Here is a 25,275-nt window from a genome sequence, read left to right on the forward strand (position 1 = left end):
CGCCAGTCGCGGGCCGGGCGGAGCAAGATCAGCCCGCGGCCTTCACCGCGTCGTCGACCAGCTGCTGCCAGGCCTTGTCGTAGGCCACCGAGCCGTCGTCCATGCCCTGGATGACCGACTCGACCGCGTTCTTGACCTGCGCGTGCTTCACGCCGAGGAAGACCGGCTGCAGGCTCTCCGCGGACTTGGCGAAGATCTCACCGATCGGGGCGTCGCTGAAGAACTCGTTCTTCGCGCCCTGCACGGCGGCGTCGGCCTGGGCCTTGCTGTTGCTCGGCATGTTGCCGAAGTCGGTGAAGATGCTCGCCTCGGTCTGCGCGCTGGTCAGGTAGTCGGCGACCTGCGCGGCCTCCTTCGGGTGCTTGGACTGCTTGGGCACGGCCACCCACGAGCCGCCCCAGTTGCCGCCGCCGCCGGGCACCGAGGCGACGTCCCACTTGCCCTTCATGCCGTCACCGGCGTTGCCGGAGACCACGCCGAGCATCCAGGACGGGCAGCCGACCGTGGCGAAGGCGCCCTTCTGGGTGCCCGCCGCCCACTCGTCGGTGAAGTTGCGCAGCTTGGCCGTCAGGCCGGACTGGCTGAGCTTGGAGGCGAAGTCGAAGCCCGCCTTCACCGCCGGGTTCTTGTCGACGATGAGGTTGTTGTCCTTGTCGAAGTAGGCGACGTTGCCGTTCTTGGCCGCCTCCTGGTACAGCACCACGTTGTAGAGGGTGTTGGTGCCGTCGGTGAACTTGGTGTCCTTCACCTTCGCCTGGAACTGCTGGCCGACCTTCATGAAGTCGTCCCACGTCGGCCACAGGGCGGCGACCTTCTCGCGGTCCGTGGGCAGCCCGGCCTTCTTGAACAGGTCCGTGCGGTAGCACAGGCTCATGCCGCCGATGTCCGTGCCGAGGCCGAAGATCTTGCCGTCGGCCGTCACGCCGTTCTCCCACTTCCAGGCGGGGTAATCGGCCTTGCGGCCCTCAAGGCCGTACTCCTTGAGGTCGGCCCACCACTCGGGGTGCGCCTTGGCCAGGCCCATGCCGCCCTCGTCGATGCCGACGACGTCGCCCGCGCCGTTGCCCGACTGCAGCCACTGGATCATCTGGGGCCAGTACTGCTGCTCGAACTGGTCGGTCAGGTGCTCTTCCTTGATCTGGATGTCCTTGTGCTCGGCGTTCCACTTCGCGATGGCGTTCTTGTAGCCGAAGTTGGAGCCGCCGCCGAAGGTCTGCACCCGGATGGTGACGGGCTCGGCCGCCGCCGCGGAGGAGGCGGGGCTGTTGCCGGCGGCCGGCGTGTCGCCGCTGCCGCACGACGCGACGGTCAGCGCCGCCGCGGCCAGGGCTGAGGCCGCGGCCAGACCGCGACGCTTGCTGATCATCATGGGAGACCCCTTCTCGGGTGACTGATGGGAGGTGCACCGCGGCATGCGCTCCGCCGCGGTGGGAGTGTTTGGGAGCGCTCCCACAAAGGGTGCACTTACCGGCTGTGTCCGTCAATCCGCCGAAACGGAACCGTTACCAATCGTGCGTTTTGCCCCCCGTAATCAGGATTTAAGGGGATGAAGGGTGTGAAGGGCCGTTTGGGAGCGCTCCCACCTCAAGAGACATCTTTCGTGCCGCATCAAGGGCATGTCGCCCGGACACTGCGGGCTTGCTCCCGGTCAGGTCCCGCTGTCACGGAGCGTGACGGTCTTCTGGAGCGGTCCAGTGACCGCCTCGGCGCCACGCGGTCGGGGGAGGCGGCGCTCAGCAGGCGGCGGCGCGTTCGCGCAGCAGGGCGCGTTCGCGGGAGTTGCGGGTCATCGCGGCAGCCCGTTCGAACTCGGCCCGCGCCTCCTCGTGCCGGCCCAGCCGGAACAGCAGGTCGCCGCGGACACTCGGCAGCAGGTGGTAGCCCTTGAGTGACGGCTCGTCCACGATCTGGTCGAGCAGGTCAAGGCCCACCGCCGGGCCGTAGGCCATCGACAGCGCCACCGCGCGGTTGAGCTCGACGACGGGGGAGCGGGCCAGGCGGGCCAGCGCCTCGTACAGGCTCGCGATGCGCACCCAGTCGGTGTCGCCGGGGTCGAACGCGCGGGCGTGGCAGGCCGCGATCGCGGCCTGCAGCGTGTACGGCCCCGCCGCGCCCGCCGGCTCCCCGGCCCGTTCCTTGTCTCGCTCCCGGTCTCGTTCCCCGGCCAGTTGCTCGGCCAGTTGCTCGGCTCGGGCCAGGGCCGCCAGCCCGCGCCCGATGAGCAGCCGGTCCCACCGGGTGCGGTCCTGCTCCAGCAGCAGCACCGGCTCGCCGGACGGCCCCACCCGGGCCGCCGCCCTGGACGCCTGGATCTCCATGAGCGCGACCAGCCCGTGCACCTCCGGTTCTGCGGGCATCAGCCCCGCCAGCACGCGGCCCAGCCGCAGGGCGTCCTCGCACAGGCCGGGCCGCATCCAGTCGTCGCCCGCGGTCGCCGAGTACCCCTCGTTGAAGATCAGGTAGATGACCTCCAGCACGGACGACAGGCGTCCGGCCAGCTCGGGGCCCTGCGGCACCTCGAACGGGACCTTCCGGTCGGCCAGGGTGCGCTTGGCCCGCACGATCCGCTGGGCGGCGGTCGGCTCGGGCACCAGGAACGCGCGGGCGATCTCGTCGGTGCTCAGGCCACCGAGCACCCGCAGCGTCAGGGCCACCCGCGCCTCCATCGACAGCGCCGGATGGCAGGCGGTGAAGACCAGCCGCAGCAGGTCGTCCTCGATCTCGTCGGGTTCGGGCGGCTCCGCGGCGGTCTCCAGCCGGTGGCCCAGCTCGGCCAGGTTGCGGGACATCCGCTCGTTCCTGCGGATCAGGTCGACGGCGCGGCGCTTGGACACCGTCATCAGCCAGGCGCCCGGGTTGCGTGGCACGCCCGATTCCGGCCACTGCTCCAGGGCCGCGACCAGCGCGTCCTGGGCCAGCTCCTCGGCCAGGCCGACGTCGCGGACCAGCCCGGCCAGGCCGGCGATGAGCCGGGGGGCCTCGATCCGCCAGACCGCCTCGATCGCCCGGTGGGTGTCGGAAGCCATCACCGGCTCATGACACCAGCACCGTCCTGGGTCCGCAAGGCGAGGTCAGCTCTCCCGCCCGTCCAGACGCCGGCGCATGGCCTTCTCCCGCTCGATCTCCGCCGGGTCGGACGAGGCCGCGTCGGGCGCGTCGGAGGCGTCGTACACCCGCCACACGTCCAGGCCGATGCCGTCATAGCCCTCCGGGACGGGCACGCGCATGGCCCATTCCAGAGCCTCCTCCCTGGACTTCACCTGGATCAGCCAGAACCCCGCGATCAGCTCCTTGGCCTCGGTGAACGGGCCGTCGATCACCGTGGCCCGGCCGCCGCTGTAGGCGATCTGCGCGCCCTGCGAGCTCGGGTAGAGTCCTTCGGCGGCCAGCAGCACCCCCGCCTTGGCCAGCGCCTCGTTGTAGGCGTGCATGTTGTCGACGAGCTCCTGGCTGGGCAGCGCCCCGGCCTCGGTCTCCCCGTTGGCCCTGCCGACGATCATGAATTTCACCCTGGCGTCCTTCCGTCCGCGGCCCCGGGGCGGAGCCGGCCTCGCCGAAGCGTCGAACGGGCGCCGGCCGGATCGACAAGGGCACGGGCCGTCCGCTTCCAGGGCACCGTACCGGTCGTGCGGCCGGGTGGCCGATGTGCCATCCTCGCCCCATGCCCCAACCCGCACAAGACGCCCCCGTCCCCAACCGGGCCCTGTGGGACGAGCGTGCCCGCGTCCACGGCTCCACCTCCACCGACCGGTTCTACGACGTCGACGCCTTCCTCGCCGGCCGGCAGACGCTCTACCCGCTCGAACGCCGCCTGGCCGGCGACGTCACCGGCCGGGACCTGCTCCACCTGCAGTGCCACTTCGGCCTGGACACGCTGAGCTGGGCCCGCCTCGGAGCGCGGGTGACCGGCGTCGACTTCTCCCCGGTGGCGGTCGAGCGCGCCCGCGACCTGGCGGCCAGGGCCGGGCTGGCGGCCACGTTCGTGGAGGCCGACACGCAGCGGCTGCCGGCGGAGCTGGCCGGCGGCTTCGACGTGGCGGTGGCCACGTACGGAGTCCTGTGCTGGATCGGCGACCTGGACGCCTGGATGCGCGGCGCGGCCATGGCGCTGCGGCCCGGCGGGCGGCTGGTGCTGGTCGACCTGCATCCGGCCTACCAGACGGTGGCCTCGCTCGATCCGCTGGTGGCCGACTGGCCCTACGGCGGCGGCCAGGCCCACAAGGAGACGGTGACCGGCACGTACGCCGACGCCGCGGTGGTGACCGAGACGCATGAGGCGGTCGAGTACCCGTACTCGGTGGGGGAGATCGTCACGGCGGCGGCGCGCGCCGGGTTCACGGTGGCCGAGCTGGGCGAGCACGTCGAGACCGACCTCGACCCGCGCGGCCTGCTGCCCGAGGGCCCGGACGGCCGGTACCGGTTCCCGTTCGGGGACTCGCACCTGCCGATCCTCTACTCGCTGGTGGCGGTCCGGCCCTGAGACGCGGCGAGCGCGCGTCCCTCGTGCGGGACGCGCGCTCGGAGCGGCGGGAGGTCAGCTCGCGTACTGGGGGTATCCGTAGCCGACGACCTGCGACTTCGGACGGACGCGCTCCTCGACCTTGCCGTTGCCGGTGTTGCCCTCGATCGTGGAGATCGTGCCGTCGCCGTTGTCCTTGACGACGAAGCCGACGTGCTGGATGGCGTCCAGGCTCTTGCTGCCGCCCCAGGAGAAGAAGACCACCGCGCCGGGCTTGGCCTCGGTGCCCCAGCGGTCGTTGGCGGCGAACCACTTGGCGTGGGCCACGGTCCAGGCGTCCCAGCCGACCTGGGGGCGGGCGCCGGTGTGCTCGCCGACCCAGGAGACGAAGATCGAGCACCAGGGGGCGTTCAGGTACATCGCGCGGGTGCCGCCGTCGCGGGCGATGGTCTCGGCGGCGCGCTGGGAGTCGGCGTACCACTTCTGGAACTTGGTTCCGCCGCCGTAGGCGTTCTCGGAGGTGCCGACCTGGGCCCTGGCCATCGCCAGGACCTGCTGGGCGGTGACGTTGACCTGGGTCTCCTCCGCCTTGCGGGTGTGAGCGGCGGCCTGCGGCGCGACGGCCGAGTGGCCGGTCGCGGCGGCCGGGCCGGCGCTGTCGGCGGCGGCGGCGGTGGCGTGGGCGCCGAGGGCGGAGGCGAGGACGGCCGCGCCGAGCGCGGCGCGGGCGTAGGTGATCTTCGGGGCACGGATAGGACGGTGCTTGGCCATCGAGGGCATGTGACTCCTTGCTTCCATGCCGCTTACCGGGTTAGCTGACGGGTTCGGACGTGGAAGCTGCCCTACGGCACCGAAGTGCCGATTCACCCCAAAGGACGTGGGTCCCCGGTTCCGCCCGGAGGCGGATTCAGCGGTCACAGGACGATCCTGTGAAATGTCGTGCGATGGTTGGACAAAGCCGGACAAACCGGACGTCTGCCGCGAGATGCCCCACAAGGTAATACACCGGGCAAGAGTCAGGCAAGTGGCTAAAGGTCCAGCTAGGCGAGTTGCGCCCGCGCCTCGGCCAGAAGCCCCATCATGGCAAGGGATTCGTCAAGCGGCATGATCGCACTCTCCGTGCGGCCCTCGACCGTGGCCGCGCGCACCTCGCGCAGCTCGCCCGCGTAACCGTTGTCGGCCGGGTCGAGCACCAGCTCCTCGGTCTCCATCGACGGCCCCGACAGCAGCACCCGCTGCGGCGCCCAGAACGGCGCCAGGATGTCGGCCCGCATCGACGTGCCCACCACGCTCGCGTCGTTGGCGTGATGTGCCAGCAGCGACACGTCGACCAGGGCCCGCCGCCCGTCCGGGTACAGCAGCAGCCCGCCGGCCTCGGCGTCGACCCCGCTGGGCGCCAGCGAGCCCGCCATGCGCAGCTCCGCGGGCATGCCGAGCAGCAGCTGGGCCAGCCCGAACGGGTAGATCCCCAGGTCGAGCAGGGCCCCGCCGCCCAGCTCCGGCGCCCACAGCCGGTGGGCGGGGTCGTAGGGCAGCGCGAAGCCGAACGAGGCCCGCACCGACCGGATCTCACCGAAGCGCGGGTCGGCCGCCACCTGCTGGATGAGCGGGTTGAAGCGCATCCACATGGCCTCCATGAGGAAGACCCCGGCCGCGCGGGCCAGCGCCACCATGCGCTCGGCGTCGGCCACGTCGGCCGCCAGCGGCTTCTCGCACAGCACCGACTTGCCCGCCGCGATGGCCGCCTCGGCCACCTCCAGGTGCTGGGCGTGCGGCGTGGCGACGTAGATCGCGTCTACGGCCGGATCGGCGCACAGGGCCTCGTAGGAGCCGTAGGCCGACTCCGCGCCCAGCTCGTCGGCCAGCGCCCGCGCCCTGAGCGGGCTCCGCGAGCCGACGGCGCCCACCCGCATGCCGGGCTCGGCCACGATGGCCGCCCCCACGGTACGCGCGATGCCGCCGGTCGCCGCTATTCCCCAGGTGAAATCTCGCACGACCGAGATCGTAGAGCGCTCAGGTCAGGTTGAACGAGTCGGGGTCGGGCCCGATCCGCCGCCCCGCGTTCATCGCCCCGATGGCCGCCATGTCCTCGGTGTCGAGGATGAAGTCGAACACGTCGATGTTCTCCTCGATCCGCGACGGCGTGACCGACTTGGGGATCACCACGTTGCCGAGCTGCAGGTGCCAGCGGAGCACGATCTGGGCGGGCGTCTTGCCGTACTTCTCCGACAGCACGCGCAGCGCCGGGTCGGCCAGCAGCCCCTTGCCCTGCCCGAGCGGGCTCCACGCCTCGGTCAGGATGCCGTTGGCCTCGTGGAAGGCCCGCATCTCGCGCTGCTGGAAGTACGGGTGGAGCTCGATCTGGTTGATCGACGGCGTGATGTCGGTCTCCTCCATCAGCCGGGTCAGCGTGGCGACCGTGAAGTTGGAGACCCCGATGGCCTTGGCCCGGCCGTCCCGGTAGATCTTCTCCAGCGCCCGCCAGGCCTGCACGTACCTGTCCTGCTGCGGGGCCGGCCAGTGGATCAGGAAAAGATCTACGTAGTCGAGGCCCAGGCGGGCCAGGCTCTCGTCGAAGGCCTGCTCGGCGCGCTCGTGGTCGCCGTTCCACAGCTTGGTGGTGACGAACACCTTCTCCCGTGGCACCCCGGCGGCGCGCACGGCCCGGCCGACGCCCTCCTCGTTCTCGTAGGCGGCGGCGGTGTCGACGTGCCGGTATCCGGCGCGCAGCGCGGTCGTCACCGCGTGCTCGGCGTCGTCGGCAGAGACCTGCCAGACGCCGAAGCCGAGCTGTGGTATCTGCACACCGTCGGTGTTGAGCATCAGCGAGTTCATACCCTCCATTGTTCACGTGTCGTTTCTTGCGGCTTAAGCAGGCCGGGCTACCTTGAGGCGGGTCGTGCAAGGCCATCCACCGGCTGGGGGAAACAGAGTGGTCAGACAGGCGTCGGCCTGGGTGGAGTCTCCGCTCCAGATGCTGTGCGCCGTCGAGGCCCACCACGCCGGGCTGCTCGGCCCGGACACCGTGGTCGTGCCGCGCGCCGGCCTGCGCCCGCTGCGCGCCACCCGCAAGGAGCTGCGCCGCCTCGACCTGCCCGCCGGCCTGCTGCTGGACGAGCCGCGCGAGCGCATGCCGCGCCGCGTCCAGGCCGTGGGCGACGCGTTCTCCGGCAAGGTCCAGATGCGCTGGCTGACCTCCGACCCCGGCCGCATCGTCGTCGTGGACGACGGCCTGGCCACGCTCAGGCTGCTCGAACTGCTGGCCGCCGGGCCGTTCCGGCCGCTGCTGCGGGCGCGGGCGACCCCCTCGCGGGCGCGCGCCCTGCTGGGCCTGGCCGCCGCGCTGCGGCTGCGGATGAGCCGGGTGTCGGTCTTCACCGCCCTGCCCGTCCCCGACGAGCTGGCCGCGGCCGTCCGGGAGGCGGGCGTCGACCTCGTCCGCCACGACTTCGCCTGGCTGCGCGCCCAGCCGCCGAGCGCCCAGGGGCCCGCCGAGCGCACGGTCGTCCTCGGCACCTCCCTGGTCCGCAACGGCCTGGTCCACCGCGACCACTACCTGCGCTGGCTGACCGAGCTGGCCGGGCGCGAGCCGCTGGCCTACTACCCGCACCGCCGCGAGGACCCCGTGGACCTGGCGCTGATCGGCGAACGTCCCGGCATCACCGTGCACGACGCGGGCGTGCCGGCCGAGCTGACGCTGCGCGGCCTCGACGCCGGCCAGCGGGTGCTCAGCCTGCCCTCGACCGCGATCACCTCGCTGCGGGTGCTGCTCGGCCCGCGCGGCGTCGAGGTCGAGCCGGTGGACGTTCCCGACGACTGGTGGACGAGCAGGGCGGCCCCCGGCCTGCGATCGCATTTGACAGGAGCTTCCAGGTGAGGGTGCTGGCGGTAGCCGACTCCGACTCGTATCTGAAGTGGGCGGCCTGCCTGCTCGACGACCTGCCCGCGGGCTGCGAGAGCGAGCTGGTGGTGGTGCGCACCCCGATCGCGCCCTCGCCGGAGCAGATCGCGGCGGCGGTGGGCGGGCGCGCGGCGCCGCCGGTGTTGTCGGCGCGCTCGCTGCGCCGCCTGGCCGAGCGCACCCGCCCCGACGCGATCCTGGTGGGCTGCACGGGCCCGGTGGTGGACGTCCTGGTGGCCGACGTGCTGGCCGGGCTGCGGCCGGCGGGCCGGGCACGGCCGGTGTTCGTCAGCGGGCTGCCCGGCATCTCGGTCCCGGCCACGGAGAAGGCGTGGCTGTTCCGCAGCGGCTGCGACCTGTTCGTGGTGCACAGCGAGCGCGAGGTGGCCGAGTTCTCCGGGATCGCCGGCCGGCTCGGCGGGGGAGGGGCGGTCGGGCTGGCCAGGCTGCCGTTCCTGCGGCCCGGCGCGGCGTCCGGCGGCGGCGATCGGGTCGTGTTCGCCACCCAGGCCAAGGTGCCGCGGGCGCGCGAGGAGCGCGAGCGGGTGCTGCTGGCGCTGGCCGAGCTGGCCGGACGCCGCCCCGGCCTGGACGTCGTGGTCAAGCTGCGCGCCCTGGAGCACGAACGCCAGACCCACAACGAACGCCACCACTACCAGCGGCTGTGGCGCGAGATGGGCGAGCCGGGCAGGCTGACGTTCGCGGCCGGGTCGATGCACGAGCAGTTGTCGCGGGCGGCCGGGTTCGTCACGGTCAGCTCGACGGCCGCGCTGGAGGCCGTCGCCATGGGCGTGCCGTCGCTGGTGCTGAGCGACTTCGGCGTCAGCGCCGAGATGATCAACCTGGTGTTCGAGGGCAGCGGCCTGCTCGGCACGCTCGACGACCTGGCCCTGGGCGACTTCCGCACGGCCGAGCCGCGCTGGTGCGAGGCCAACTACTTCCACCCGGCCGGCCGTGACGACTGGGCGGCCCTGCTGACCGGCCTGGCCGCGGACGGGGCGCGCCCGCCCGCCCGCTCGCTGCTGGACGGCCCCGAGCACGCCGCGGCCCGCCGCCGGGCCAGGTTGCGGGTGGAGGTGCCGCCCACGATGTTGCGGGCGGGCTACCGGGCCAAGCGGCGGGTGCGCCGCTACCTCAGATCGCTGACCTGATCTTCCTGCGCAGCCTGGACAGCGCCGAGGGCGGCTCGGCCAGCCCCAGCGTCTCCAGGCGCTTGCGCTTGAAGTAGCGCCCGTCGAACGTGACGCCCGACGGGCGCAGCTCGGGATAGGCGTCGGCCTGCATGCAGTAGCCCACCGCGCGCACCAGCGCGGGCAGGTCCGTGCGCGGCGGCTCGTCGATCACGCCGTCGGCGTTCAACCGTGGCAGCAGCGCGTCCACGATCGTGGCCGGCACCCTGTTGCTGTTCTCGTACGGCGTGAGCCGGTCCAGCACCAGGCCGGTGCCGAAGGAGGCGACCGGCAGGCCGAAGTAGCGCCGGGCGGTCACCAGGCCGGTGGAGAAGCAGCCCACGACCAGCTCGGGGCGCTGCGCGGCGAAGCACACCTCGGCCGGCACGCTCTCCCCGGCCACGGTCAGCCGCACCCCCAGCGGCCCGGCCGCCGCGCGCAGCAGTTGCGCGTGCCGGCGGCCGGCGGCCGGGTGCGGCTTGAACACCACGTCGGTGCAGCCGCGGGCGGCCAGCGCGCGCAGCATCGAGGCGTGCAGCCCGGCCTCCTCCTCCGGCGTGACGATCTCCAGCGCCGACAGGTACTGGCCCAGGACGACCGCCTGCCCACCGGGCATGTCCGGCGCGGTGGCGGCCACCTCGTCCACGACCGCGAGGAAACGCTTCTCGGGCAGCATGACGGACGGCACGCCGTACTCGCTGAGCAGCAGCGGGGTCAGGCCGGGCACCAGGTCGAGGTGGAGCAGCCGCTCGATGCGGCGGGAGATCTCCGCGGGCAGCGGGTCGCGGGTCGGCCCGTAGCTCATCAGGCCGTCGGAGTAGACGGTGATCGGGCAGTCGCGCACCAGGCCGGCGATCGTGCGCGCGGGCGGCACCGCGATCGACTCCAGCACCAGCTCCTCGACGTCGTCCAGCGCCAGGTGGGAGCGGATCAGCCGCTCGAACATCGGCACCTCGATGACCCGCGCCCGCCAGTCGGAGGGGTGCAGCGGGGCGATCAGCTCGTTCCAGGAGTGCACCTCGTCGAAGCGCGAGCGCAGGGCGGCGAAGCCGGGCGTGGCGTCGAGCGGCACCGACACCTCGGGGATCGCCGCGTTGTTCGACACGATCAGCACGCGCCGGCCCGCGCCGAAGCGGCCGTCGTCGATGGCCGCGGCCAGCGACATCGCGCCGAACAGCGTCGAGGCGTAGAAGACCTTCATCAGGAATCCTCCCGATCCCGGCGGATCCGGACGTGGGGGCTGGGGGCAATGTCGGGAACCAGGGCGCGCAGCACGGCCTCCCGCTCGACGGCCATCCGCGACACGGCGTCGGCCACCAGGTCGGGCGGCAGGCCGCGGACCATCTGCGCGCCCCGCTCCTCGAACCGGGCGCGCAACGCCGGCGTGAACCGGCCCGCGAGCTCCAGGTGGTGGGCCAGCAGCGCGCAGAAGTTGCGCGCCGCCTTGGGCAGGAACTCCGGCTCCAGGTCCTTGAGGACCAGCTCGAAGGCGTCGAAGAAGTGCAGCTGCCGCTCGTCGCCGACCTGCGTCAGCGACCCGGACACCAGCCGCCGGTAGAACACCCCGGCCATCGGCACCACCGCGAACGTGGCCGCCTCCCGGTGCAGCCGCCAGATCCACGGCCGGTCCTCGGCGGTGTGCAGCGAGCCGGGGAAGTGCAGCAGGTCCCGCAGCGAACGCCGGTAGACCCCGGCCCACGCGTACGGGTAGTCCACCATGGTCCGCTCCCCGGCCGGCAGGATCGCCGAGCGGGGGTCGAGCACCACGCCGCGGCGCGACAGCGGGGCCCGGTGCACCACCCGCCTGCGCCCCTCCACCTGGACGTGGTCGACGCGCACGAAGTCGCAGCCGAGCCCGTCGATGGCCGCCACCAGCCCGGCCAGGTAGCCGGGCGCCAGCCAGTCGTCGCCGTCCATGAACGTGACGAACCGCCCCGAGGCGGCCGACAGCCCGGTGTTGCGGGCGTCGGCCAGCCCCACGGGGGCGGGGTTGCGCAGCACGGCCAGGCCGGGCAGGTCGCGGGCGAAGTCGGCGATGATGTCCGGGGTGGCGTCCACGGAGCCGTCGTCCACGACGATGAACTCGAAGTCGGGCCGGGCGTTGCGGGCGAGCGAGGTGAGCGCGTCGGCGATGAAGCGCTCACCGTCACGCACCGGCACGACGACGGAGAGAGTGGTCGGCGTCATGACTCAGACGGTCACCCGGCGCAGCCGGGCCTTGGGCGCCTCCTCGCCGGGGAAGACGCGCTTGACGCCGTCGCCCATGGCCTGCTCGATGATGCGGATGTCGCGGACGAGGTGCTCCAGCCCCGACGGCTCCAGCGAGGCGGCGTGGTCGGAGCCCCACATGGTGCGGTCGAGCGTGATGTGCCGCTCGACGCAGACCGCGCCCAGGGTGACCGCGGCCAGGGAGATCTGCAGGCCGCGCTCGTGCCCGGAGTAGCCGACCGGCACGCCGTAGCGCTCCTTGAGCGTGGTGATCGTGCGCAGGTTGGCCTCCTCCGGCGGCAGCGGGTACGTGGAGGTGGCGTGCATCATGATCAGCCGGTCGGTGCCGAGGATCTCGACCGCCTGGTCGATCTCCGGCAGCGTGGACATGCCGGTGGACAGGATGAGCGGCTTGCCGGTGGCGGCCAGGGCGCGCAGCAGCTCGTGGTCGGCGACGCTGGCCGAGGCGATCTTGTGCGTCAGCACGTCCATGTCTTCCAGGAACTCCACGGACGGCACGTCCCACGGCGAGGCGAACCAGTGCAGGCCGCGCTCGTCGCAGTACTTCGCGATCTGCCGGTACTCGTCGTGGCCGAACTCGGTGCGCTCCTTGTACTCCAGGTACGTCATCTCGCCCCACGGCGTCTGCCTGATCTGGCCCTTCTGCTCCTCGGGCACGCAGATCGCGGGGGTGCGCTTCTGGAACTTGACCGCCTGGCAGCCCGCGTCGGCCGCCACGTCGATGAGCCGGCGGGCGAGGTCGAGGTCGCCGTTGTGGTTGATGCCGATCTCGCCGATCACGTACACCGGCTCGCCGTCGCCGACCAGCACGTCACCGATCGCGACCGGGCCGAGCCGCGGCCGGGCCTTGGCCTCGGCGACGGGCGGCTCGGGCCGGGCGGCCACCACCAGGTCGCACAGCTCGCGCACCGCGCCGGAGCCGCCGGGCCTGGTGAGCACCACGCGGGCGGCGGCGCGCACGCGCGGGTGCGCGTCGGGGGTGGCGATCGGCCAGCCCACCTCGGCCATCGGGCCCAGGTCGTTGACGTCGTTGCCGACGTAGGCCACCCGCGCCGGGTCCAGGCCCTCGATGGCCAGCCAGTCGCGCAGCACGATGCGCTTCTCGGCCAGGCCCTGCAGCACGGGCACGCCCAGCTTGCGGGCGCGGGCGGCCACGACCGGGTTCTGCTCGGTGGACATCACCAGCACCTTGACCCCGGAGCGGCGCAGCAGCGCGACGCCCATCCCGTCCGAGCGGCTGACCAGGACCATCTCCCGGCCGTCGGAGTCGATGTAGGCGCGGTCGTCGGTGTGCACGCCGTCGAAGTCGGTGATGACCGCGTCCACGTCGATCGGCTCGGGCTTGTCGATGAACGGCGCCAGGGCGCGCACCAGCTCCAGGTCCTCGGGGTCGTCGACCTCGATGGCGTGCTGCGGCGGCACCGGCTGCACGGCGACCTCGCCGAAGAAGCGGTGGCCGTGCTCGCGCAGGCCGGCGGTGCGCATGACGTAGAAGGCGCCGTTCTCGCGGAACTGCGGCTCGCGGTCCTGCCTGCGCTGCCGTACGGCGGGGTCGTGGTTGACGCCCGCGCCCGCGGCCGTCCACAGGAACTCGTGCGTCGGCAGCCCGGACACGACCGAGTCGGCCTCGCCGTCCAGGACCTTGCGCACGGCCGCCGACAGGTCCTCGGGGTCGATGAACGCGCTGGTGCACTGCACCAGGACGACCACGTCCGGGTCCGCGCCGAGCGCGTCCAGGGCGTGCAGCACGGCCGACTCGCTGGAGGCGGTCGCGCCGCTCAGCTCCGCGGGCCGCTCCACCACGGTCGCCCCCGCCGCGCGGGCGGTCTCGGCGATCTGCGGGTGGTCGGTGCTGACCACGACCTGGTCGACGAGCTCGGCCCGCAGGCACGCCCGTACCGCGCGGGTGACCAGCGGGACGCCCCCGACCAGGGCGAGGTTCTTCAGGGGAACGCCCGCCGAACCTCCGCGGGCGGGAACAACGGCCAGGACTCGCAAGTGACTTCTCCTCAGTGCATCGGATCGCACCCAGAAGCTAAGGGCCCGGATTGAACGGGCAGCGTCACCGCCATTAACTTTCCATGGGGATCCGGTAGAGCAACTCTGGCCGGCCCACCCCGCCGTACTGCGGCACGCGCACCGCCGTCCCCAGCTCGACCAGGTGTTCCAGGTAGCGGCGGGCGGTCACCCGCGACACCCCGACGGCCTGCGCCACGCTCTGCGCGGTGCTGCCGCCGGGCCGCTCGCGCAGCCGCGCCGACACGGCGTCGAGGGTGTCGCGGGCCAGCCCTTTGGGCAGCTCGGAGCTGCCGCGCAGGGTGCCGAGCACCCGGTCGACGTCGCCCTGCGCGACGATCACGCCGGTGTCCTGCCTGAACCGGGCGTAACGCGCCAGCTTCTCGGCCAGGGTCGCGTAGGTGAACGGCTTGAGAAGGTACTGGGAGACGCCCAGCGACACGGCCGAGCGCACCGTCGGCAGGTCGCGCGCCGAGGTGACGGCGATGACGTCGCACAGCAGCCCGCCGGCCCGCACCGCGCGGCACACCTCCAGGCCGTGCATGTCGGGCAGGTACAGGTCGAGCAGGATGAGGTCGACCGGCCGGCCGCGCAGGAACCGCAGCGCCTCGCCGCCCGAACGCGCCACCCCGGCCACCTCGAAGCCGGCCACCCGCTCGACGTAGACCCGGTTGGCCTCGGCGGTGATCTCCTCGTCCTCCACGATCAGCACGGAGACCGGCACGTCCGGCCGGCTCGCCGCGCCCGCCCCGGCACCCGTGTCCGGCCGGCTCATCGGACCCGCTCCGGGGCCGGCAGCCGCACCGTGAAGGCCGACCCGGCCACCTCGATCGTGCCGCCGAGCCGCCGCACCGCCTGCCCGACCAGCGCCAGCCCGAGCCCGTGGCCGTCGCCCTTGGTGGTCCAGCCCTTCGCGAACGCCTCCGGCGCGGTCAGCCCCGGCCCGTCGTCGGTCACCCTGATCACGATCCCGTCCCGGTCCGCGCCCAGGTGCACCTCGACCCGGGTGGCCGCGTCGAGGGCGTTGTCGACCAGGTTGCCGACGATCGTCACCAGGTCGCGCGGGTCCAGGCCCAGGTCGTCGAGGTCGCTGTCGGGCGTGAGCAGCAGCTCGCCGCCGCGTTCGGCCGCCTCGGCGCTCTTGCCGAGCAGCAGCGCGGCCAGCACCGGCTCGCGTACCGCGCCCACCACCCGGTCGGTCAGCTCCTGCGCCGCGCGCAGCTCGGCCGTGCCCAGCGCGACGGCCTGCTCGGTGCGTCCCAGCTCGACCAGCGTGATCACGGTGTGCAGCCGGTTGGCGGCCTCGTGCGCGGCCGAGCGCAGCGAGTCGGCGAAGCCGCGTTCGGCGTCGAGCTGCCCGGCCAGCGCCTGCAGCTCGGTGTGGTCGCGTACGGTCACCACCGTGCCGAGCCTGCTGGCCGCGCCGTTGACGGCCAGCACCCGGTCGCCGGCCAGGTGCACGCGTTCCTCGTGGCCCTCCAGCAGCGCGGGCAGGCCCAGCTCGGCCAGGTGCCGGCCCTCGGCGTCCGGCGGCAGGTCCAGGAGCTGCCTGGCGGCGTCGTTGCAGAGCGTCAGCGTGCCGTCGCCGCCGACCAGCAGCAGGCCCTCCCGCACGGCGTGCAGGACGGCGTCGTGGTGGTCGTGGATGCGGCCCAGCTCGACCGGGCCGAGCCCGTGGGTCTGGCGGCGCAGCCGTACGGTGACCAGCCACGTCCCGGCCGCGCCGAGGCCGAGGGCGAGGGCGGCGACCAGGCCGCTCCAGGCGACCTGGTCGCGCAGCCGGGCGCTGATCCGGTCGATGGTGATGCCGGCGCTGACCAGGGCCCGGACCCGGCCGCCGGACCACACGGGCGTCACGGCCCGCTCGGAGGGGCCGAGCGTGCCGGTGTAGGTCTCGACGAACGTCTGCCCGGCCAGGGCCCGGCCGGTGTGGCCGAGGAAGCGCCGGCCGATCTCGGCCGGGTTCGGGTGGGTGTAGCGGGTGCCGTCCGGCTTCATGATCGTGACGAAGTCGACGCCGGTCTCCTTGCGGACCCGTTCGGCGTACGGCTGCAGGGCCAGGGTCGGCTCGGGGCCGTCGAGGGCGGCGGCCACGCCCGGCGCGGCGGCCACGCTGACCGCCACGGCCCTGGCCGTGGCGCCCGCCTCCTCGGTGAGCAGGCGGTGGGCCTGCACCAGCGCGAGCACCGCGCAGCCCGTCACGGCGACCGCGACCACCAGCAACTGCAGGACCAGCATCTGGCCCGCCAGGCTCCAGCGGCGCATGAGCCCCCCTTGCGTGAACGAAACTTACTCAATCGTGACGTGGGTCACAGCGAGCCGCATAGTCGCACGACCAGCCCCTTTTTCAAAGCGGTGGAGACCCCTCATGCGTGATCGCACTCGTTACCTGTACCTGGCCGTCATCGTGGCGGTCCTGCTCGGCATCCTGGTCGGATTCGTCTGGCCGGAGGCGGGCAAGGAGCTCAAACCCCTCGGCACCGGGTTCGTGGCGCTGATCAAGATGCTGATCAGCCCCATCATCTTCTGCACGATCGTGCTCGGCATCGGCTCGGTACGCCAGGCCGCCAAGGTCGGCAAGGTGGGCGGCCTCGCGCTCGGCTACTTCCTGGTGATGTCCACCGTGGCCCTGGTCATCGGCCTGCTGGTCGGCAACGTCATCGACCCCGGCTCCGGGCTGCACCTGACCGACGCCGCCCGGCAGGCCGCCGAGGCCGAGGCGGCCAAGGGCGAGGCCACCGGCGGGGTGGACTTCCTGCTCGGCATCATCCCCGTCACGCTGGTGTCGGCCTTCACCGAGGGCTCGGTCCTGCAGACGCTGCTGGTGGCGCTGCTGGCCGGGTTCGCGCTGCAGGCCATGGGCGAGCGCGGCGCGCCGATCCTGCGCGGCGTGGAGCACGTCCAGCGGCTGGTGTTCCGCATCCTGGCCATGGTCATGTGGGCCGCGCCGGTCGGCGCGTTCGGGGCCATCGCGGCCGTGGTCGGGGCCACCGGGATCGAGGCGCTCAAGAGCCTGGCCATCATCATGGTCGCCTTCTACGTCACCTGCCTGCTGTTCGTCGGCGTGGTGCTGGGCGCGCTGCTGTGGCTGGTGGCCCGGGTCAACCTGTGGTCGCTGCTGCGCTACCTCGGCCGGGAGTTCCTGCTGATCCTGTCCACGTCGTCGTCGGAGACGGCGCTGCCGCGGCTGATCGCGAAGATGGAGCACCTCGGCGTGAGCCGGACGGTGGCCGGCATCACCGTGCCGACCGGCTACTCCTTCAACCTCGACGGCACCGCCATCTACCTCACCATGGCCACGCTGTTCATCGCCTCGGCCACCGGCGCGCCGCTGCAGGTCGGCGAGCAGGTCTCGCTGCTGCTGTTCATGATGGTCGCCTCCAAGGGCGCCGCGGGCGTGACCGGGGCGGGCCTGGCCACGCTCGCCGGCGGCCTGCAGTCGCACCGCCCCGAGCTGGTGGACGGCGTCGGCCTCATCGTCGGCATCGACCGGTTCATGTCCGAGGCCAGGGCGCTGACCAACTTCGCGGGCAACGCCGTGGCCACCGTCGTGGTGGGCACCTGGACCGGCGACTTCGACCGGGAGCGGGCCGCCGAGGTGCTGGCCGGACGGGCGCCGTTCGACGAGTCCACGCTGATCGACGAGGAGGACGACCGCCCCGAGCCGGAGCCCGGACGGCAGGCCGCGCGCGTCTAGGGTGGCCGGCTCTCGGCGCTCGCAGCTCTAGGGTTTGCGGCCGATGCCCGCGTACCCCATGCGGGCGAAGTCGTCGTCGTAGAAGGGCGGGCTCTCGGGGTCGGTGAACGGGAAACCGAGCTCCGGCCCCTTGCCCGTGGCCAGACCGGGCGGGATCAGCTCGAAGTCGCCGAAGAAGGCGGCGATCTCCTTGCCGGGCCGCGGGCAGAACGGCGCGTTGGCCCGCCGGTAGAAGTGGCTGACGCGGGCCAGGCGCTCGGGCGCGTGGTCGGTGCCGACGTGCGACAGGGCCAGGTAGCTGCCGGGCGCGAGCGCGTCGCGGTAGGCGGCCACGAAGCCCTGCGGGTCGTCGGTGTCGGGGATCAGGTGCAGCAGGAACATCATGAGCACGGCGACGGGTCTGCCGAAGTCCAGCAGGCCGCGCACCTCGGGGCTGTCCAGCACCTCCTGCGGGCGCCGGACGTCGCCGTGCAGCATGGCCACCTGCTCGGGGCCGGCCAGCAGGGCCCGTCCGTGGGCGGCCACCACCGGGTCGCTGTCCACGTAGACCACGCGGGCCTGCGGGGCGTACCGCAGCGCCACCTCGTGCACGTTCTCGGCGGCCGGCAGGCCGGAGCCCAGGTCGAGGAACTGGGTGACGCCCTGCTCGCACAGGTACCGCACCACCCGGCCGATCAGCAGCCGGTTCTCCCGCGTGCCGTCCCTGACCTCCGGCATCGCGCTCAGCACCAGCTCGGCCAGCTCGCGGTCGGCCGGGAAATTGTTCTTTCCGCCCAGGAAGTAGTCGTACATGCGCGCGGTGTTGGGGATGTGAGGATCCACGCCCTGGGGGACTTCTTGCGTCATGAGGGCATGATCCACTAACCGGCTGCCGGAAATCTACGCTTTCGACATCAGATGGCCGGAAGCCGCAGGACGAACCGCGCCCCGCCCGGACGGTCCTCCACCCGCACGCTGCCCCGGTGGGCCATCGCCACGTCCCTGGCGATGGCCAGGCCGAGTCCGGTGCCGCCGGAGTCGCGGCTGCGGGCGGCGTCGAGGCGGGTGAACCGCTCGAAGATGCGCTCGCGGTCGGCCTCGCGGATCTCCTGCCCGTCGTTCTCCACCGCCAGCACGGCGGTGCCGCCCCTGGCCGGGCCCGCCTCCCTGGTGACCACGACCCGCACCATGGTCTCGGCGTGCCGCTGGGCGTTGTCCAGCAGGTTCGTCAGCACCCTGGCCAGTTGCAGGCGCACGCCCTCGACGACCACGCCCTCGGTCAGCTCCAGCCGCGTGGGCAGCTTGTCGCTGCGCACGGCCAGCTCCTGCCGGACGAGCTCGGCCAGGTCCACCGGCTCCCTGGCCACGTCCACCCGGGAGCCGATCCTGGCCAGCAGGAGCAGGTCGGTGATGATCGCCTCCAGCCGGTCGGTGTCCCGCAGGGCGCTGTCCACCAGCGCCTCGATGTCGGTGTCGTCCGGGTAGAGCTGGGCGCTCTCCAGCTGGGCGCGCAGCCCGGCGATCGGGGTGCGCAGCTCGTGGGAGGCGTCGGAGGCGAACTGGCGCTGCTGCAGCGCGGAACGTTCCAACCGGGCCAGCGTGTTGTTGACGGCCTTGGCCAGCATGGCGACCTCGTCCTCGCCGCCCGGCTGGGTGACCCGGTGGCTCAGGTCGCCGGCGCTGACCGCGTCCAGCTCGGCGCGCATGGTCGCCACCGGGCGCAGCGCGCGGCCGGTGACCAGCCAGGTCGCCCAGGCCGTGAGCGCGATCAGCACCGCCACCTGGGAGAACACGATCACCTCCAGCGTCTGCGAGGCCAGCACCTCCGGGGTGCTGCGGCCGGCGTAGACGATGGGGGAGTCCTCCGACATGCCGGCCTTGACCGCCGACAGGTGCACGCACTCGGTCGGCAGGCAGTTGGTGGTGTTGACCACCCGGCTCTCGGCGGTGGGCCGCACGTCGCTGAGCGGCGGCAGGTTCCTGGCCGCGTCGCTGCTGGCCAGGACGCGGCCGTCGGTGCCGACGATCTGGATCAGGTCGATGGACGGGTTGGGCACCGGGATCGTGGCGCCCTGCGGCAGCCCGCCCGCGCGCATCTCCGAGGCCACCCGCTCGGCGGTGTCCCGCGTGTCCCGGTAGACGCCGGCCGTCACCAGCGAACGCGAGACGATGCACCCGGCGATGCCCACGGGGATCAGCACGAGGGCGGCTACGGCCGTCGCGATGAGGGTGACGCGTCCGCGCAGGGAGCGGGCCCACAGGGGTGGCACTCCCTGAGACTACTAACCGTCATTGCCGCCAAATGCCGCGTCAAGGGAAAGGTTCCCCCAACCTCACCGCTGGATCCACACGGTGGTGTCCGGCGGGACCGAGCCGTCGGCCGTCAGCGGGCCGCTGGCCAGCAGCACCGTGCCGGGCACGACCGGCGCGACCGGGCGCTCGCCGGTGTTCAGCATCACGACCAGGCCCGGGTCGCGCTGGACGGCCAGCGCGTCCTCGGGGGTCTCCAGCCAGCGCAGCGTGCCGCCGCCGAGCGCCGGGTGCTGCTTGCGCAGCCGGAGCGCGGCCCGGTAGAGGTTCAGCGTGGAGTCCGGGTCGTGCTCCTGGGCCTCGGCCGACAGCTGCGTCCACGACGGCGGGATCGGCAGCCACGGGTCGCGCCAGCCGCAGCCCGGCTCGCTCGTCCACGGGATCGGCACCCGGCAGCCGTCGCGGCTCTCGCCGGTGCGCCGGAACGCCGGGTCCTGGCGCAGCTCGTCGGGCAGGTCGAGGACCTCGGGCAGGCCCAGCTCCTCGCCGTTGTAGAGGTAGGCCGAGCCGGGCAGGGCCAGCATGAGCAGCGTCGCCGCGCGGGCGCGGGCCAGGCCGCCGTGCCGGGTGACGTGGCGCGGCTTGTCGTGGTTGGACAGCACCCAGGTGGTGGGCGCGCCGACCAGCTCGGCCTCGGCCAGCGACTTCTCGATCACCGTACGGAACGACTTGGCGTGGAAGTCGGCCATCATGAACTCGAAGTTGAACGCCTGGTGCAGCTCGTCCGGCCCGACGTAGCGGGCCAGCCGCTCGGGCGAGGACACCCACGCCTCGGCGACGGCCATCCGCCCGCCGGGGTAGGAGTCGAGGATCGGCCGCCACTCCCGGTAGATGTCGTGCACGCCGTCCTGGTCGAAGTAGGGCACCTGCTCGTCGCCCAGCATCTCGGCCTGGCGGCCCTCCTTCGGGCCCACGTCGGGCAGCCCCTCGGCCTTGACCATGCCGTGGGCGACGTCCACGCGGAAGCCGTCCACGCCCCGGTCCAGCCAGAAGCGCAGGACGTCGCGGAACTCGGCGCGCACCTCGGGGTTGTCCCAGTTGAGGTCGGGCTGCTCGGGCGCGAACAGGTGCAGGTACCACTGGCCGTCCTCGACCTGGGTCCAGGCCGGGCCGCCGAAGATCGACTCCCAGTCGTTGGGCCGGTCGCGGAAGATGTAACGGTCGCGCAGCCCGGCCTGGAACCAGGGGTGCCGGTCCGAGGAGTGGTTGGGGACCAGGTCCACGATCACCCGGATGCCGCGGTCGTGGGCCTCGGCGACCAGGGCGTCGAAGTCGGCCAGCGTGCCGAACATCGGGTCCACGTCCCGGTAGTCGGCCACGTCGTAGCCGCCGTCGGCCATGGGCGAGGTGTAGAAGGGGCTCAGCCAGATCGCGTCCACGCCCAGCCGCGCGAGGTGGCCCAGGCGTTCCCGCACGCCCTTCAGGTCGCCGGTGCCGTCGCCGTCGGCGTCGGCGAAGCTCCGGGGGTAGACCTGGTACACGACGGCGTCCCGCCACCAGTCGTCGTTGCCGATCATGGCTTTCCTTCCCCCGATGTCCGTGATGTCTGGTGCAGGATGTCGCGCGTCCTTGCGACAGGTCAAGTGCAAGTTTCGGAAAGTTGCAGATTCCCGGTACGCCCGTTATCGGAGGTGCGGCGAGGTCAGCGCGTCGCCGGTCGGATGTGGTTCCGGTAACGCTCTTTCGCAAGTTCTTCCAATTCTTGCAAAGAGCCGCTAACGTCCCGGAAACGTAAGCCGTGACCAGCGGCGGAAAACGATCTTCGGCGGCGGCGCACGCAGGCGTCGCCGCTCCTCCATGACCTCGGGAGGTCTCATGCGTGTACGGGTCCTGGGAGTGGCCGCCCTCTCCACCCTCGCGTTCGCCGCTACGGCTTGTGGTGACTCCGGCTCGACCGCCCCGTCGGCGCAGCCCAGCGGCTCGGCCTCGGCCTCGGCGTCGGCCTCGGCTCCGGCCCCGGCGGCGGGCGGCACGCTGGTCATCTGGGCCGACCCGAGCCGGGTCAAGCCGCTCAAGCCCTTCGCCGACCGGTTCGGCGCCGAGAACGGCGTGACCGTCGAGGTGAAGGAGATCAGCAAGGACAACCAGATGACCTTCCTGACCGCCTCCCAGCAGGGCAGCGGCCCGGACATCATGATCGGCGCGCACGACTGGATCGGCAACCTCGTCCAGAACGGCGCCATCGACCCCGTCACGCTGACCGACGAGCAGAAGGCGGCCTTCTCGGAGATCGCCATGAAGGCGGTCACCTTCAACGGCCAGGTGTACGGCGCCCCGTACGCGGTGGAGAACATCGCCCTGATCCGCAACACCAAGCTCGCCCCCGACGCCCCCGCCACGCTCGACGAGATGATCGCCAAGGGCAAGGAGCTGAAGAAGGCCGGCAAGGTCAAGGAGGTGCTCTGCCTGCCCGTCGGCGTCAAGGGCGACGCCTTCCACGCCTACCCGCTGTTCGCCTCCGCGGGCGGCGCGCTGTTCGGCCAGACCGCCTCCGGCGACCCCGACCCCAAGCAGGTGCTGCTCGGCTCCGAGGGCTCGGTCAAGGCGTTCGGCAAGCTGAAGGAGCTCGGCGAGAAGGGGGACGGCGCCCTGAAGACGTCCGTCACCAACGAGAACTACATCGTCAACTTCGCCGCCGGCAAGTGCGCCTACCTGGTCTCCGGCCCGTGGGCCATGAGCGAGGTCAAGAAGGGCGGCATCTCCTACGACATCACGCCCGTCCCGGCGTTCAAGGACGGCAAGCCGGCCACGCCGTTCGTCGGCGTCCAGTCGTTCTTCGTGGCCGCCAAGGGCAAGAGCAAGGCCCTGGCCCAGGAGTTCGTCGCCAACTACGTCACCAACAAGGACGTCGCCAAGGCCCTGTACGAGGCCGACCCCCGGCCCCCGGCGCTGACCGCCGCCCTCCAGGAGGTCCAGGCCGCCGACCCCGACGCCGCCAAGTTCATGGACGCCGGCAAGAGCGGCATGCCGATGCCCGCCATCCCCGAGATGGCCGCGATCTGGGAGCCGTTCGGCATCGCGGAGACCGCCGTGGTCAAGGGCGGCGACGCGGCCAAGGCCGCCGCGGCCGCGCAGAAGGCCATCGACGGCGCGCTCAAGAACTGACATGGCCCAGGACGTGCACGAGGCCGTGGGGACCACCGTGTCCCCGCGGCCTCGCCGGGAGCTCACCACGGCGTTCGTGGTGAGCAGGATCGCGGTGCTGGCCGTGGCCGCGGCGATCCTGCTCTACGCCGTGCCGCCGCTGGTCGCCGCGCAGTCGTGGGTCTCGCTCACGCTGCTGGGGCTGGCCGCCGCGGCCATCTCCTACCTGTACCTGACCCGCCGTTTCATCCCGGCCAAGTACCTCGTCCCCGGCACCGTCTTCCTGATCGCCTTCCAGGTGCTGCCCGTGCTCTACACGGTGACCACGGCGTTCACGAACTTCGGCGACGGGCACCGCGGCGACAAGGCCGACGCCGTCACCGCCATCGAGACCGGCTCGGTGCGCCAGGCCCCCGGCTCGCCCGAGTACGGCCTGACCGCCGCCCTGCGCGGCGACGAGCTGGTGTTCCTGCTGGTCGACCCCAAGACCAAGCAGGTGCGGCTGGGCACCGCCGAAGGGCTGACCCCGCTCGCCGGCGCCCAGGTCGGCCTCACCGGCAAGGTGCTGTCGGCGCCCGGCGTGACCGTGCTGAAGGCGCCCGAGGCGGCCGCCCGCGGCCAGGAGATCTCGGCGCTGTCCGTGCCGACGCCGGGCGGCGCGATCAAGGCCAACGGCCTGAGCCGGGCCGTGGAGGGTAAGGCCGCGCTGATCTACGACGCCGCCTGCGACTGCGTCAGGGGCAACGGCGACACCTGGACGGCCGACGAGGCCCAGGGCTACTTCGTCAACGCCAAGGGCGAGCACCTGGCCCAGGGCTGGCAGGCGAACGTCGGCCTGGACAACTTCGCACGTGTGCTGACCAACCCCACCATCTCCGGCTACTTCGTCGGCGTGCTGGGCTGGAACCTGGTGTTCGCGCTGGCCTCGGTGGCCGGCACGTTCGGGCTCGGCATGGCCGTGGCGCTGGCGCTGCACCACCCGCGCATGCGCGGCACGAAGATCTACCGGATCGCGCTGATCCTGCCCTACGCCATGCCGGCCTTCGCCATGCTGCTGGTCTGGCGCGACATGTTCAACCGCGACTTCGGCCTGATCAACCAGTTCTTCGGGCTGAGCGTCGACTGGCTCGGCGAGCCCGTCACCGCCCGCTTCGCGGTCATCCTGGTCAACCTGTGGCTCGGCTTCCCGTACATGTTCCTGGTCACCACCGGCGCGCTCCAGGCGATCCCGCGCGAGCTGACCGAGGCGGCCTCCATCGACGGCGCCACGCCGTGGAAGGCGTTCCGCCGGGTGACGCTGCCGCTGCTGCTGGTCGCGCTGACGCCGCTGCTGATCTCGTCGTTCGCGTTCAACTTCAACAACTTCAACGCCATCGCGCTCACCACCGACGGCGGGCCGTTCCCGGCCGAGAGCCCGCAGGTGGGGGCCACCGACCTGCTGATCACCTACACCTTCCGGCTGGCGTTCGGCGCGGGCGGGGCGCAGTTCGGGTTCGCGGCGGCGATCTCGGTGTTCATCTTCGCGATCGTGGCGGTCATCTCGGCCGTGGCCTTCCGCCGTACCCGCAAGCAGGAGGAGGTCTACGCATGAGGATCGCGCTCAGGCACGTGTTCGTGCTGGCGGTGTGCGCGTTCGCGCTGTTCCCGATCCTGTTCGTGGTCTCGGCCGCGATCAACCCGATGGGCACGCTGGCCTCCACCGACCTGGTGCCGTCGGGGGCGAGCCTGAACAACTTCGTCAACCTGCTCACCTCCGACGACTATCCGTTCGGCCGGTGGTTCTTCAACTCGGTGTTCATCGCGCTGGTCTCGTCGTTCGCGAGCCTGCTGCTGTCGATGCTGGCCGCCTACGCCTTCAGCCGCATGCGCTTCACCGGCCGCCGGGTCGGGCTGCTGGCGCTGCTGCTCATCCAGATGTTCCCGCAGTTCCTGGCCATCGTGACGATCTTCATGATCTTCACCAGGGTGACCGAGCTGTACCCGGCGTTCGGCTTCAACACCGTCTGGGGCCTGCTGCTGCTCTACCTGGGCGGCGCGCTGGGCGTGAACACCTGGCTGATGAAGGGCTTCCTCGACACCGTTCCCAAGGAGCTCGACGAGGCCGCCACCGTGGACGGCGCCACCCACGCGCAGATCTTCTGGCGGATCATCATGCCGCTGGTCACGCCGATCCTCGCGGTCACCGCGCTGCTGGCCTTCATCGGCATCATGAGCGAGTTCCTCATGGCCAACGTGTTCCTGCGCGACCCCGAGAGCAAGACCCTGGCCGTCGGCATGTACGGCATGATCGCCGGCGACCACCGCAACGCCAACTTCGGCATGTTCGCCGCCGCGACGTTGCTCACCGCCGTACCCACGGTGAGCGTGTTCCTATGGCTGCAGAAGTACATCGTCTCCGGCCTGACGGCCGGGGCTGTCAAGGGATAGGTCC

Annotated in this window: 21 protein-coding genes and 1 riboswitch; of the genes, 7 read left to right on the forward strand and 14 right to left on the reverse strand. The window is 72.2% G+C overall.

What is annotated here, in order from left to right; genetic code table 11:
* Positions 1 to 28: 28 nt before the first annotated feature.
* From AB0J76_RS15590 to AB0J76_RS15600, 3 genes are all read right to left on the reverse strand, one after another.
* Positions 29 to 1,369, reverse strand: coding sequence for an extracellular solute-binding protein (locus AB0J76_RS15590; RefSeq protein WP_352325797.1), 1,341 nt, complete (start codon positions 1,367 to 1,369; stop codon positions 29 to 31).
* A 364-nt stretch (positions 1,370 to 1,733) separates the two neighbouring features.
* Positions 1,734 to 3,026, reverse strand: a complete 1,293-nt coding sequence (locus tag AB0J76_RS15595) for an RNA polymerase sigma factor (protein WP_352325799.1) — start codon at positions 3,024 to 3,026, stop codon at positions 1,734 to 1,736.
* Between the two features lie 45 nt (positions 3,027 to 3,071).
* The gene (locus AB0J76_RS15600) at positions 3,072 to 3,500 is read right to left on the reverse strand and encodes a YciI family protein (RefSeq protein ID WP_352325806.1); all 429 of its coding nucleotides are present in this window, start codon (positions 3,498 to 3,500) and stop codon (positions 3,072 to 3,074) included.
* A 161-nt stretch (positions 3,501 to 3,661) separates the two neighbouring features.
* On the opposite strand from AB0J76_RS15600, the gene AB0J76_RS15605 reads away from it, so the two are divergent.
* Entirely contained in the window at positions 3,662 to 4,480 is an 819-nt protein-coding gene (locus AB0J76_RS15605; protein WP_352325800.1) for a class I SAM-dependent methyltransferase, read from the forward strand.
* A 54-nt stretch (positions 4,481 to 4,534) separates the two neighbouring features.
* On the opposite strand, the gene AB0J76_RS15610 is transcribed toward AB0J76_RS15605, so the two are convergent.
* The 3 genes from AB0J76_RS15610 to AB0J76_RS15620 all read right to left on the reverse strand — a co-directional run bounded on the left by AB0J76_RS15610 (position 4,535) and on the right by AB0J76_RS15620 (position 7,294).
* Positions 4,535 to 5,239: a CHAP domain-containing protein gene (locus AB0J76_RS15610; protein WP_352325801.1), complete on the reverse strand. Its 705-nt coding sequence runs from the start codon at positions 5,237 to 5,239 to the stop codon at positions 4,535 to 4,537.
* Positions 5,240 to 5,244: 5 nt separating this feature from the next.
* Positions 5,245 to 5,382, reverse strand: a riboswitch (cyclic di-AMP (ydaO/yuaA leader).
* A 117-nt stretch (positions 5,383 to 5,499) separates the two neighbouring features.
* On the reverse strand, positions 5,500 to 6,453 hold the full coding sequence (locus tag AB0J76_RS15615) for a Gfo/Idh/MocA family oxidoreductase (protein WP_352325802.1): 954 nt from the start codon (positions 6,451 to 6,453) through the stop codon (positions 5,500 to 5,502).
* A 19-nt stretch (positions 6,454 to 6,472) separates the two neighbouring features.
* Positions 6,473 to 7,294: an aldo/keto reductase gene (locus AB0J76_RS15620; RefSeq protein ID WP_352325803.1), complete on the reverse strand. Its 822-nt coding sequence runs from the start codon at positions 7,292 to 7,294 to the stop codon at positions 6,473 to 6,475.
* 97 nt (positions 7,295 to 7,391) lie between these two features.
* Here AB0J76_RS15620 and AB0J76_RS15625 point away from each other — a divergent pair, with 97 nt between their 5' ends.
* Both AB0J76_RS15625 and AB0J76_RS15630 read left to right on the forward strand, forming a co-directional pair.
* Positions 7,392 to 8,336: a hypothetical protein gene (locus AB0J76_RS15625; RefSeq protein ID WP_352325804.1), complete on the forward strand. Its 945-nt coding sequence runs from the start codon at positions 7,392 to 7,394 to the stop codon at positions 8,334 to 8,336.
* The gene (locus tag AB0J76_RS15630) at positions 8,333 to 9,511 is read left to right on the forward strand and encodes a DUF6716 putative glycosyltransferase (protein ID WP_352325805.1); all 1,179 of its coding nucleotides are present in this window, start codon (positions 8,333 to 8,335) and stop codon (positions 9,509 to 9,511) included. The genes AB0J76_RS15625 and AB0J76_RS15630 overlap by 4 nt, the downstream gene beginning before the upstream one ends.
* Here the strand turns inward: AB0J76_RS15630 and AB0J76_RS15635 are convergent.
* From AB0J76_RS15635 to AB0J76_RS15655, 5 genes are all read right to left on the reverse strand, one after another.
* Complete coding sequence (locus AB0J76_RS15635; protein WP_364389724.1) at positions 9,495 to 10,730, reverse strand: polysialyltransferase family glycosyltransferase; 1,236 nt, start codon at positions 10,728 to 10,730, stop codon at positions 9,495 to 9,497. The two genes, AB0J76_RS15630 and AB0J76_RS15635, sit on opposite strands and share 17 nt — an antisense overlap.
* Positions 10,730 to 11,716, reverse strand: coding sequence for a glycosyltransferase family 2 protein (locus AB0J76_RS15640; protein ID WP_352329669.1), 987 nt, complete (start codon positions 11,714 to 11,716; stop codon positions 10,730 to 10,732). Before AB0J76_RS15640 ends, AB0J76_RS15635 begins: the two co-directional genes overlap by 1 nt.
* Positions 11,717 to 11,719: 3 nt before the next feature.
* Positions 11,720 to 13,756: an N-acetylneuraminate synthase family protein gene (locus AB0J76_RS15645; protein ID WP_352329671.1), complete on the reverse strand. Its 2,037-nt coding sequence runs from the start codon at positions 13,754 to 13,756 to the stop codon at positions 11,720 to 11,722.
* Positions 13,757 to 13,829: 73 nt separating this feature from the next.
* Positions 13,830 to 14,549: a response regulator gene (locus AB0J76_RS15650; RefSeq protein ID WP_352329673.1), complete on the reverse strand. Its 720-nt coding sequence runs from the start codon at positions 14,547 to 14,549 to the stop codon at positions 13,830 to 13,832.
* Positions 14,546 to 16,039 (reverse strand): ATP-binding protein, encoded by a 1,494-nt coding sequence (locus AB0J76_RS15655; protein ID WP_364389726.1) that lies wholly within the window; start codon positions 16,037 to 16,039, stop codon positions 14,546 to 14,548. Before AB0J76_RS15655 ends, AB0J76_RS15650 begins: the two co-directional genes overlap by 4 nt.
* Before the next feature lie 103 nt (positions 16,040 to 16,142).
* Between AB0J76_RS15655 and AB0J76_RS15660 the strand changes: the two genes are divergently transcribed.
* Positions 16,143 to 17,471 (forward strand): cation:dicarboxylase symporter family transporter, encoded by a 1,329-nt coding sequence (locus tag AB0J76_RS15660; protein ID WP_352327955.1) that lies wholly within the window; start codon positions 16,143 to 16,145, stop codon positions 17,469 to 17,471.
* A gap of 27 nt (positions 17,472 to 17,498) precedes the next feature.
* On the opposite strand, the gene AB0J76_RS15665 is transcribed toward AB0J76_RS15660, so the two are convergent.
* The 3 genes from AB0J76_RS15665 to AB0J76_RS15675 all read right to left on the reverse strand — a co-directional run bounded on the left by AB0J76_RS15665 (position 17,499) and on the right by AB0J76_RS15675 (position 21,277).
* On the reverse strand, positions 17,499 to 18,317 hold the full coding sequence (locus AB0J76_RS15665; protein WP_352327954.1) for an SAM-dependent methyltransferase: 819 nt from the start codon (positions 18,315 to 18,317) through the stop codon (positions 17,499 to 17,501).
* 47 nt (positions 18,318 to 18,364) lie between these two features.
* The gene (locus AB0J76_RS15670) at positions 18,365 to 19,720 is read right to left on the reverse strand and encodes an ATP-binding protein (RefSeq protein ID WP_352327953.1); all 1,356 of its coding nucleotides are present in this window, start codon (positions 19,718 to 19,720) and stop codon (positions 18,365 to 18,367) included.
* A gap of 63 nt (positions 19,721 to 19,783) precedes the next feature.
* The gene (locus tag AB0J76_RS15675; protein ID WP_352327952.1) at positions 19,784 to 21,277 is read right to left on the reverse strand and encodes a glycoside hydrolase family 13 protein; all 1,494 of its coding nucleotides are present in this window, start codon (positions 21,275 to 21,277) and stop codon (positions 19,784 to 19,786) included.
* A 298-nt stretch (positions 21,278 to 21,575) separates the two neighbouring features.
* Between AB0J76_RS15675 and AB0J76_RS15680 the strand changes: the two genes are divergently transcribed.
* The 3 genes from AB0J76_RS15680 to AB0J76_RS15690 are packed head-to-tail and all read left to right on the forward strand — an operon-like array spanning position 21,576 to position 25,271.
* Positions 21,576 to 22,865: a maltose ABC transporter substrate-binding protein gene (locus AB0J76_RS15680; protein ID WP_352327951.1), complete on the forward strand. Its 1,290-nt coding sequence runs from the start codon at positions 21,576 to 21,578 to the stop codon at positions 22,863 to 22,865.
* 1 nt (position 22,866) lies between these two features.
* Positions 22,867 to 24,435, forward strand: a complete 1,569-nt coding sequence (locus tag AB0J76_RS15685) for an ABC transporter permease subunit (protein ID WP_352327950.1) — start codon at positions 22,867 to 22,869, stop codon at positions 24,433 to 24,435.
* Entirely contained in the window at positions 24,432 to 25,271 is an 840-nt protein-coding gene (locus AB0J76_RS15690; protein ID WP_352327949.1) for a sugar ABC transporter permease, read from the forward strand. Before AB0J76_RS15685 ends, AB0J76_RS15690 begins: the two co-directional genes overlap by 4 nt.
* Positions 25,272 to 25,275 lie beyond the last annotated feature (4 nt).

This window comes from Nonomuraea sp. NPDC049624, assembly GCF_040675255.1.
Taxonomy (GTDB): domain Bacteria; phylum Actinomycetota; class Actinomycetes; order Streptosporangiales; family Streptosporangiaceae; genus Nonomuraea.